8 protein-coding genes are annotated in these 9961 nt (G+C 70.2%); 4 read left to right on the top strand and 4 right to left on the bottom strand.

What is annotated here, in order from left to right; translation table 11 throughout:
• Positions 1-930 precede the first annotated feature (930 nt).
• From ENSA5_RS12960 to ribF, 3 genes are all read right to left on the bottom strand, one after another.
• Positions 931-1773: a hypothetical protein gene (locus ENSA5_RS12960; protein ID WP_106391958.1), complete on the bottom strand. Its 843-nt coding sequence runs from the start codon at positions 1771-1773 to the stop codon at positions 931-933.
• Between the two features lie 640 nt (positions 1774-2413).
• Complete coding sequence (locus ENSA5_RS37600; protein ID WP_181197713.1) at positions 2414-3058, bottom strand: hypothetical protein; 645 nt, start codon at positions 3056-3058, stop codon at positions 2414-2416.
• Entirely contained in the window at positions 3055-4125 is a 1071-nt protein-coding gene (gene ribF / locus ENSA5_RS12970) for a riboflavin biosynthesis protein RibF (RefSeq protein ID WP_106391959.1), read from the bottom strand. Before ribF ends, ENSA5_RS37600 begins: the two co-directional genes overlap by 4 nt.
• Before the next feature lie 95 nt (positions 4126-4220).
• Between ribF and ENSA5_RS12975 the strand changes: the two genes are divergently transcribed.
• Both ENSA5_RS12975 and ENSA5_RS12980 read left to right on the top strand, forming a co-directional pair.
• Entirely contained in the window at positions 4221-6350 is a 2130-nt protein-coding gene (locus ENSA5_RS12975; RefSeq protein ID WP_106391960.1) for a protein O-mannosyl-transferase family, read from the top strand.
• Between the two features lie 97 nt (positions 6351-6447).
• Complete coding sequence (locus tag ENSA5_RS12980; RefSeq protein ID WP_106391961.1) at positions 6448-6801, top strand: BPTI domain-containing protein; 354 nt, start codon at positions 6448-6450, stop codon at positions 6799-6801.
• Positions 6802-6945: 144 nt separating this feature from the next.
• Here ENSA5_RS12980 and ENSA5_RS12985 read toward each other — a convergent pair whose 3' ends face one another.
• On the bottom strand, positions 6946-7854 hold the full coding sequence (locus ENSA5_RS12985; RefSeq protein ID WP_106391962.1) for an Ig-like domain-containing protein: 909 nt from the start codon (positions 7852-7854) through the stop codon (positions 6946-6948).
• Positions 7855-8124: 270 nt separating this feature from the next.
• On the opposite strand from ENSA5_RS12985, the gene ENSA5_RS12990 reads away from it, so the two are divergent.
• Positions 8125-8583 (top strand): DUF4398 domain-containing protein, encoded by a 459-nt coding sequence (locus tag ENSA5_RS12990; RefSeq protein ID WP_106391963.1) that lies wholly within the window; start codon positions 8125-8127, stop codon positions 8581-8583.
• Positions 8583-9800, top strand: coding sequence for an OmpA family protein (locus ENSA5_RS12995; protein ID WP_146155636.1), 1218 nt, complete (start codon positions 8583-8585; stop codon positions 9798-9800). Before ENSA5_RS12990 ends, ENSA5_RS12995 begins: the two co-directional genes overlap by 1 nt.
• Positions 9801-9961: the final 161 nt, after the last annotated feature.

Consider the following 9961-nt stretch of genomic DNA (forward strand, 5'->3'; position numbering starts at 1 on the left):
CTCCGAAGGTTCGAGCTCCAGGCCCACCGCGAGACTCTCGGAGAAGGCCGGACCGCTGCCACTCCGCCACTCGCAGCTGACCGCATGGGCGAGCTCGTGCGCCAAATACCGGACGGTCAAATACCGGACGGTGAGTCTTTCCACCCACGAGGTCCGAGTTACCACCAAATACCGGGCGGCAAATACCGGACGGTGAGTCTTTCCACCCACGAGGTCCGAGTAGCAAATGCAAATACCGGGCGGTGAGTCTTTCCTCCCACGATGTCCGAGTAGCGGTCGAGTCAAATACCGGGCGGTGAGTCTTTCCACCCACGAGGTCCGAGTCACCAAATGCCGGGCGGTGAGTCTTTCCACCCACGCAAACAAATACCGGGCGGTGAGTCTTTCCACCCACGAGGTCCGAGTAGCAAAGGGCAATGCCAAATGCCGGGCGGTGAGTCTTTCCTCCCACAAATACCGGGCGGTGAGTCTTTCCACCCACGAGGCCTGAGACAAATACCGGGCGGTGAGTCTTTCCACCCACGAGGTCCGAGTAGCAAATGAGCAAATGCCGGGCCAAATGCCGGGCAAATGCCGGGCGGTGAGTCTTTCCTCCCACGAGGTCCGGCTCGAGGCCCGAGTCGCCCCGCGAGCGCGGATGATTCGCAAATTCACGCCCATTTTCGGCCTGAGAGGGCGAATCCTGCGGTCATGCGCACCCCCCTCACCGACCCGCCAAATGCCGGGCGGTGAGTCTTTCCACCCACGAGGTCCGGCTCGAGGCCCGAGTCACCCCGCGAGCGCGGACGATTCGCAAATTCACGCCTATTTTCGGCCTGAGAGGGCGAATCCTGCGGTCATGCGCACCCCCCTCATCAACCCGTGGCCACGACACAATTACCATCCCGCGGGATCGCCTCGTGCCACCCCGCCTTTCCTCATGTCGCAGCTTCACGAGGGCGGATGTTGGGCCACACTGACTCCAGCGAATCGACGCAGCCAGTAGGTCCCCGCCGGAAACACAGCCGGCTTCCCCATCCTCCACGCCGCTCGCGCCTCCGCGTATTTGCGCTCCCAGTCGCGGTCCCGCTGCAGCTGCGCCAAGCGTCGCCAAACGGACGACGCCGCAACCTTGGGCGCGACAGTGAAGCGCTCCTCAAAGCTCATCGCCACCCGGTTCCAGTGTTGCCGCGCGAGCTTGCGCGGCCCCATGAAGCGTCGGCTTTGGGCACGAAAGTCGGCCTGAATCTCGAGCTCAACGTCGCGCACCGCTGCAGCGAGCTTGTCGTACAGCGCGTCGTCGTCGAGCTCGCTGAAGATCGGCGGTCGGACCAGGGTCAACGTCGCCTTCTCGGGCATGTTGCCGTCAGGGTCGAACAACCCCTCGGGCCGCTTGAAGGTCCGCGTCTCGCCAAAACGCCAGTCCGCGGTGGTGAATCCCGGCCAGAGCCGCGCCCACTTCACGAGGCCCGCGTCGACCGGATTTGCGATGGTGTAGACGAGATCCTTGAACGTCTCGTCATCGTTTGGGCGGCAGGTGTCGCAGGGTCCGTCGCCACTCCAGACGGAGTCGAAGCGCCCGCGTTGGGCGTTGATGCCACGGGCGATCAAGCTGTTGAACAGCTGCTTCCAGGGGACGAGATCGCCGCGCGGGTCGGTGAGGTCGATGTGGTAGTGGTCCGACATCATCACGGCCGCGTGGATTTGCACGCCGAACTTGGCGGCGGTGTACGCGAGGCAGTAGCCGATGAAGTTGACGATCTCGTCGGGAGCGCGGCCGGGGGCGAGGAACATGCGACGCTCGAGGCACCGCCTCGTGACCTTGTAGCTGGTCGAGGGGAGGATCGGCCGCGCGCGGACCCGCGCGTGGGGGCGCGCCTGGCCTCGGGCGCGGTTCGCGGCCCGGCGGTCGGAGCTGGCTTGTTTGCGGGCGGAGGAGATAGCCACGCGAGGGTGTCGGCCCGCGGACGACGGTGTTGCAGGATTCTGCGTGGCCCATGGTCGGGCCACCCCACCGCGAGTGATCGGAGGACCAAAGTTGAGACTCTAAGTCCGGTTGCCCGCCCAAAATTTGAGACACCGAGTCCGGTTGCCCCGCAAGTGATCGAAGGACCAAAATTGAGACACCGAGTCCGGTTGCCCTCCGAGTCCGCCCTCGGCAAGTGATCGAAGGACCAAAATTGAGACTCCGAGTCCGGTTGCCCGCGAAAATTGCCCGTCTCGCATCGGCAAGTGATCGAAGGACCAAAATTGAGACTCCGAGTCCGGTTGCCCGCGAGTCCCCCCATGCCCTCGGCCCCGCAAGTGATCGAAGGACCAAAATTGAGACTCCGAGTCCGGTTGCCCGCGAGTCCGGTTGCCCGCGCGGGTCTAAATTGAGACTCCGAGTCCGGTTGCCCCGTCGTCCCCTCGGCCCGCACTTGGCGCGGAGCAGCTACCAGCTGAGCGACTCGGCCACGGCCAGGACGCGCAGACCGGGGCGGCGGGGCCGTGGGCTCAGCAGCGTGGGCTTGCGCTGGGGCCCGGGGCTCAGGACCAGGATCGCCGCCGCCGAAGCGGGCCCGAGCGGGGCCTCGCGGCGCGCGGTCGCCTGGAGGTCGAGGCAGCGCAGGGACGTGTAGCGCAGCGTCGTGGGCTGAGGAACGAGGGTTGCGCGCGGCGCCGCGATCGCCAGGACGACGTCGACGCGGGCGTCGTCGTACTCGGCGAGCAGGCCGCGAGGGACGGACCAGCTGAGCTCGAGCTCGCCTGCGCCGAGCTCGATGCCGGCCTCGGAGCTGGGCACGAAGCGGGCCTCGAGCCGGGCCTCGAGTCGGGCGGCGCTGGCCCGGCGGAGGCGCTCGAGCAGCGCGAGGGCGTAGCCGTTGGTCGGGTCATCGGCGAGGACCTCGCGGCAGATCGTGCGCGCGCGCCCGGGGTGGCCCTGGGCGAGGTAGAGCTGGGCGAGGGTCGGCGACGCGAGGCCATGGTCGAGGTCGAGGTCGAGGTCGAGCTCACGCGCTTGGTCGTCTCCGGGCTCGAGCCTGCGGCCCGGCTCCCTCGCTTCGCCTTCACCCTTCGGGGCCTGGGTCTCGTTCACCGCTTGCCTCCGGCTAGGTGGCGGGGCTCGGGCTCGAGGGAGGCGGGCTCGGCCTCGACCTTGCTCGCGTGGCGCCGGGCGGCGACATCTTCGCTCAGCAGCGGGCGCGCAGCTTCGATGTCGGCCGCGATCGCCTCGCGCAGGGCCTCGACCCCGTCGAAGCGCTGCTCGTCGCGGAGCCGGGCGACGAACGCGACCTCGACCTCGCGGCCGTAGAGGCGCTCGCCGAGGTCGACGTCGAGCGCGTGGACCTCGAGGGTCGTGGGGCCGGGCGCGTCGGTCGAGGCGAAGGTTGGGTTGGTCCCGAGGTTGGCGACCGCGGGCCAGGACTCGAGCTCGACCATGCGCCCGCTCGCGCTGCGGCCCCGCAGGCTCAAGAAGCAGGCATAGACGCCGCCGCGCGGGCGCAGCGAGTGGCTCTTGACGTTGGCGGTCGGGTAGCCGAGGCCGCGGCCGCGCCCGGCCCCGTGCTCGACGACGCCCGCGACGCTGTAGAGGCGCCCGAGCAGCTCGGCGGCGTGCTCGACCTGGCCCGCACCGACGAGCTCGCGGATCGCCGTGGAGCCGAGCTTTTCGCCGTCTTGTTCGGAGATCTTCTCGACCACCGACAGCCCGATGCCCGCGCCCGCGAGCAGCCGCCGGAGCTCGTCGGGCCCGCCCGCGCGCCGGGCTCCAAAGCGAAAGTCATAGCCGACGACGACCGCGACCGGGCGCAGGCCCTCGATCAAAACCTGCTGGGCGAAGGCGGCCGGCGACAGCCGCGAGACCTCGGCGTCGAAGCGCAAGATCGCGAGGGTGTCGACGCCGAGCTCGCGGCACACGTGCTCGCGCTGGCTCGGGGTCTGGAGCCGCGGCGGCGCGCGCTCGGGCGCGAGGACCTCGGCGGGGCGAGGCTCGAAGGTCACGACCGCGACCTCGGGCGCGAGCGCGCGGGCCCGGGCGATCAGGCCCTGGTGGCCGCGGTGCATCCCGTCGAACGCGCCGAGGCACGCGGCTGTACCAAGCGGCAGCGGCGTGAGGTCGCCCGGCGCCGAGCCGGGGGCAGACGAGAAGTCGAGCACGCGCATGCGAAGTGCGGATCCACCGTGAAGCTATCGAGGCGACCGACCAAAGTCGATAGCTCCGGCTTGCGGACCCCGCGTGGGCGGCCGACACTCCGTCCATGTCGGCGGACCGAGGCCACCCGATCGCGCACGAGCGCGCGCTGGTCTTGCTTGTGTTCGCGTTTTTGGTCGTGGGGGCCTCTCCGGCGCATTTTTGGCTCGACTCGGGGGAGATCGCGTCAGCTGGCGCACAGCTCGGCGTCATGCACCCGACCGGGGTCCCAGGCTACGTGCCCTTGCTCCACCTCGCGACCGCGCTGCCGCTCGGGCCGATCGGCATGCGCATGGCCCTGGTCTCGAGCGCGTGCATGGCTGGCGCGGTCGCGCTGGTCCTCGCGATCTTGCGGCGGCGCGGGGTCCACTGGGCGCTGAGCTGGGTCCTCGGTCTGTGGCTGCCGCTCGGTCTCACGCTCGCGCGCCACGGCCGGGTCGTCGAGATCTACGGCTTCGCGGCGCTGCTGCTGATGGCCACGCTGTGGGGCTTCGACCCGGCCGTGGCCGAGGCCAAGCGCGTGTCACGGCGCTGCATCGGCGTGTTCGCGGCGGTCATCGCCGTGTGGGGCTTCGGCGATCTGCGCCTGGCCCTGGTCCCGCCCGTGGTCCTCGCGTGGATCCTCGCCTGGCGTCGGGCGCAGCCCTGGGCTCGCTGGGCGCCGCTGGTCGTCGCGCTCGCGAGCGCGGTGGTCCTGACCCTGCCGCTCGCGTCGGCGCGGGGGACGATGGCCGACTGGGGCGATCCGCAGACCTGGCCGGCGGTCTGGGCCCACGTCCAGGCCACGGCGATCCGCGACAGCTTCGCCGTCAAGCTCGGGGGCATGGGCGCGGAGGCGTGGTTGCTGCAACTGCGCATGGTCGCGCTGCGGCTGACCGAGGATCTCGGCCCGATCGGGCTGCTGATCGCGGTCGCGGCGCTCGCGTTTGGGCTCACGCGACCGCTGTCGCTCGCGGCTCGCGGGCGCGCGGCCGAAGCCGAGCCCGAGTCCGAAGCCGAGTCCGAGCCCGACAACATCCCCCTCGTCGATGACGACCACCTCCTGCTGCGCTGGGTCGGCTGGATCGTCGCGGTCGAGCTCGTCTACGCCGTAGCGATCAACCCGATGGGCGGCCGCGACCGCCAGACCGGCCTCGCGCTGTGCCTGCTCGCCGCGCTCGCCCTCGGTCTCGGCGTCGAGCGCTGGACCTCGCGCCGCCCGCCGCTGCGCTGGGTCGCGCTGCCGCTGCTGGCCTCCGCGCTGTGGCTCCCGGCCGGGTTCGAGAGCCTCGCCGACGCCCGGGCCACGCGCTCGTGGGCGCCCCACGCGTGGACCCGCGAGGTCCTGGCCCGAAGCCCCAGTGACGCGTTGATCCTGTCCCAGTCCGATGATCTGAGCGCGGGCCTGAGCGCGGCCCGAGCCCTCGAGGGGGCGCGGCCCGATGTCGTCGCGGTCCCGGCCCAGCACCTCTACCGGGCGCCGACGCAGTGGCAGCGCGCGAGCCCGCGACGGCGCGTCGTGTGGGACGCCGCGGGCAACGCTGGCGACGAGCGCGGCCGGATCGACGCGGTCTTGTCGGCCTGGCGCGGGCCGCTGGTGCTCGAGTCCCCGACGACGGCGGTCCTCGCCGGGGTCTCGATTCACGGCGGGGGCGAGCCGCCGATCTGGGTCACCGAGCTCCCGCCGGGGCCCGACGCGCGCCCGCCGGGGGTCCCGGGGCCGGGCGATCCTCTGGCCGAGGCGATCGCTCGCTGGGACGGGCGGATGACGAACCCCGTCGACCGCGAGCGCCTCGCCGACGGCCTCGCCTTGTGGATCAACGGCGAGTTCGCGCGCGCGCCCGAGTCCCCGGTCCGCTGGCTCGAGGCCGAGCGGGGCTATCGCTTGATCCTCGACCACGTCCAGCCCGAGCACCCGCGGGCGCTGATCGGGCTCGGTGCCGTCCGCGATCGCTTTGGCCACACCGACGAGGCGATCGAGCTGACCCGGCGCGCGCTCGAGATCGATCCGGAGCGGCCGACGGCGCTGGCCAACCTCGCGCTGTTCCTCTCGCGCGAGCCCGCGACCCTGGCCGAGGCCCGCGAGCTCGCCGAGCTCGCCGTCGAGCTCGCCGCCGACAAGCGCAGCGTGTGGTCGCGGCTGCTGCTGGTCTGTCGGGCTCAGGACGACGCCGCGTGCATCGAGCGGGCCGCGGCCGCGCTCGATCGATCACGTTGACGGCCGCGCCGAGCGTGGCTCGCTCGAGCCGTCGGCGCGCACGCACATGCTGCGCGACGATCCGCGAGAGGATCCACGAACCATGCGATAGTTTGGCATGCCCTCCTCACGCCTGCTCAGCCCCGCGTGGGCGCTGCTCGTCGCCCTCGCTGTCGCCGGGGGGTGCAAGGAGAACGGCAACGACTACCTGACCGAGGGCTTGCGCCTGCTCGGCGAGGCCGAGCGCGGGGACTGCAAGCCCAACGTCCGCGGGGGGCAGGCCATGATCGACACGACCAAGGTCAGCCAGTGCCTCGCCAAGACCAAAGACGCGCTCGAGCAGCTCCACAAGGCCCGCGAGCTCGGGGTCGACAACAAAGAGACCAACGATCTGATCGCCAAGACCGAAGCCGAGGTCGCCAAGCTCGAGTCGATGCTCCAGATCGTCGGTCGCATGCAGCACGAGCCGTAGCGGGGCAAGGTTGTCCGACCCGCGAGGCGCTCGTGGGTCGAGACCGACGCCGAGGGCGAGGTGAAGATCGAGGCGGCCGGGGGGCAAAGAGCGAGACCGGCGCGGATGGGGGCGTCGACATCGAGGGCCCCGACGGGACCAGGTTCAGAGCTCGGCGCCCGCTTCGATCCAGTGCGCGACCCGAACCAGATCCGCGTGGGGCAGGGGCCCGTCGGGTGGCATCGGCTCCCCTTGCAGCCCGTGCAGCCCCGCTCCAGCCTGGGTCCGCAGCAGCTTGTGGACCAGGTAGCTCTCCGACGGAAGCCGCGGCGTGACCATCGGGAAGTCGGTGTTCTCGAGCCCGGTCCGCAAGACCAGCTCGGTCCACGCGGTCTCGGGGTCCGACAGATCCAGCCGCGCCGAGGCCAGCTCGTCGTCGCGCTGGTGACAGCCGCACGCCTCCCGCTCGGGATCGAAGATCTCTCCGGGCGCGAACAGCTCGGTCAAGCTCGGGCCGGGCTCGAGCGCGGGGATCTCCTCGGGCGCGCTGTCCCCGGTCGAGCCGGCGACGCGAAACTCGATGAAGCGCCGGAGCTCGCCCTCGGCGTTGGGGGCCCAGCTGTCGTGCTCGGTGTCGAGGGCCTCGCCGGCCCAGCCGAGCAGGGCCGGGCGAAGCTGGACGCGGTAGGTCAGGCCCGGTTGGAGCGGGGCACCCGGGGTCAGGGACAGGACCGAGCCCGGGCACCAGCGCTCGCTCGCGAGCCCCGCGCGCTCGCCGGGGGCGCGCCAGCTGAACAGCTGCACCTCCTGTTGGGTGTCGAAGGTCAGCTCGGCCGAGTGCAAGGTCGCGTCGAAGCTGTCGAGCGCGCGCGGATCGACCTCCGCGGACAGGCACAGATCGATCCGCGTGAGGGGATCTGCGTCCGGGCTCCCGGCAGCCGGGATCGTCTCGACGATCTCCAAGACCCCGACGACGGGCTCGAAGCGGGCCCGATCGTCGAGCTCGCCGCAGCTGGCCGCCGGGGCGACCAGTGACAGGACGAGCAGCGCCCGCGACAGCCCAGCCGGCCTCACGGCCCCACGCTACCAGCTTCGGGCGGTCTCCGGCCCGGCTGTGGGTCACACGGCGCGGGCGATCTGTGCGGGGTACACGCAGATGGGCGCGAGACAGCCCGGAATCCCCTCCTTGTTGACCCTGCGCGCGCTGCCCTGCTATCGTCGCCGCCGAATTCGCTAGTGTTGTACGGGGGATCCGCCCGGTACCGCTGGCCCCGGCGCTCCGCCGGACCCAAGAGTAGGGAGTTCTCGGTGCACCCTCCGACTACCCGCCCCAACGGCCCCGTCATGACCCGCGCTGTGTCGCGTGTCGCCCCCCGACTCTTCGCGCTCGGCCTGGCCGTCGCCTGCGCGGGCTGCGGTCCCTTCGGCTACCTCAAGAAGGTTGCGACCGACGCGACCCGTGCCGTGGCCGACGCCGAGGCCGCAGGTGCCGAAGAGTACGCGCCCTACGAGTACTGGGGCGCGGTCGCCTACCTCGAGCAGTCCAAGGTCTTGATGGGCTACAGCGAGTACGAGCGCTCCTTCGATTTTGGTGAGCGGTCCAAGCAGCTGGCCAACGAGGCCAAGCTCAAGGCCCAGCGCGTCAAAAAGGGCGAGTCTGTCGTCCACAGCGAAGACGTGGCCGCCCCGACCGACATGGTCGACTCCGAGGGCAAGCAGATCGAGAGCATCGACGAGGTCAACGAGCGCGACGACGCCGGGGTCGAAAAGAGCGGCAAGAACACCGACGGAGGGCAGGGTTGATGAGCGCCCCCACCCCCCGGACCAAGCGGACCAAGCGGACCAAGCGCGCCCAGCTGCTGGCCATCGTCCCGCTCCTGCCTCTGGCGCTGTCTCCGCTGGTCCTGTCGAGCTGCGCCGGGCGTCAGCTCGAGGGCAAGGTCGGCGGCATCCAGACCCGGCTCCAAGACGCGATCGGCAACGGCTCGAAGAGCATCGGCTGCGCGCCCAAGGAGACCGCGCTGGCCGAGGCCAACGTCAAATTCGCCGAAGAGGCGCTCAAGATGGGCGAGTACTACCGCGGCAAGGAGCACGTGATCCTCGCCGGGAAGTACACCGAGATCGCCGAGCTCAAGACCGATCCGGTCCGCTGTCGCGCGCCGGGCAACGTCGTCGCCGCCGCGGCCCCGACCGCCGGCGACAAGGACGGCGACGGCTACGACGACGACGTCGACAGCTGCCCCGACGAGCCCGAGGACTTCGACGCCTTCGAGGACGAGGACGGCTGCCCCGACAAGGACAACGACGGCGACGGGGTCGAAGACGCGTCCTCGCTCGACGAGAACCGGATCTGGATCAACCTCGATCAAAAGGACGGCCTCGACTGCCGCAACGACCCCGAAGATCCCGACGGCTTCGAGGACGAAGACGGCTGCCCCGATCCCGACAACGACCAGGACGGCATCCTCGACGGCGACGACAAGTGTCCCAACGACGCCGAGGACTTCGACCAGTTCGAGGACGAGGACGGCTGCCCCGATCCCGACAACGACCAGGACGGGATCCTCGACAAGGACGACTCGTGCCCCAACGATCCCGAGGACTTCGACGGCGACGCGGACGAGGACGGCTGTCCGGATCTCGCGGTCAAGGTCGATCCTTGCGCGATCAAGCTCGACGACAAGGTGTTCTTCGAGTTCAACAAGTTCAACGTCGATCCCAAGAGCTTCAAGCTGCTCGACGACGTCGTGACGGTGCTCAACACCAACCCCGACATCACCATCGAGATCGGCGGGCACACCGACAGCAAGGGCAGCACCAGCTACAACAAGAAGCTGTCTCAAAAACGCGTCGACAGCGTGCGCGAGTACATCGTCAACAAGGGGATCCAGGGCTCGCGTATCACCGCGGTCGGCTTCGGCGAGGACGCGCCGGTCGACACCAACCGCACGGCCGAAGGTCGTGCCAACAACCGCCGCGTCGAGTTCAACCGAACCGACAACCCGGACTGCAAGCGGTGACCGTGTCCGCGCCTCGGACAACCCGCTCGACCTGTTCGACGCGGGCCGGGGCTCGGACGACACATCACCCAACGCGACGCTCGTGTCTCCCGGGTCGTCGGTAGGAGCGCTGCTACATGGACCGCCAAGCACCCCCGGCCCCCTCCCGGGCTCTCTTCCCC

The sequence above is a fragment of the Enhygromyxa salina genome, assembly GCF_002994615.1.
Taxonomy (GTDB): domain Bacteria; phylum Myxococcota_A; class Polyangia; order Nannocystales; family Nannocystaceae; genus Plesiocystis; species Plesiocystis salina_A.

Coding starts and splice junctions, on each gene's coding strand:
- ENSA5_RS12975 (WP_106391960.1), top strand. CDS start 4,221: ATGTCGGCGGACCGAGGCCACCCGATCGCGCACGAGCGCGCGCTGGTC.
- ENSA5_RS12990 (WP_106391963.1), top strand. CDS start 8,125: ATGACCCGCGCTGTGTCGCGTGTCGCCCCCCGACTCTTCGCGCTCGGC.
- ribF (WP_106391959.1), bottom strand. CDS start 4,125: ATGCGCGTGCTCGACTTCTCGTCTGCCCCCGGCTCGGCGCCGGGCGAC.
- ENSA5_RS12960 (WP_106391958.1), bottom strand. CDS start 1,773: ATGTTCCTCGCCCCCGGCCGCGCTCCCGACGAGATCGTCAACTTCATC.
- ENSA5_RS12980 (WP_106391961.1), top strand. CDS start 6,448: ATGCCCTCCTCACGCCTGCTCAGCCCCGCGTGGGCGCTGCTCGTCGCC.
- ENSA5_RS12995 (WP_146155636.1), top strand. CDS start 8,583: ATGAGCGCCCCCACCCCCCGGACCAAGCGGACCAAGCGGACCAAGCGC.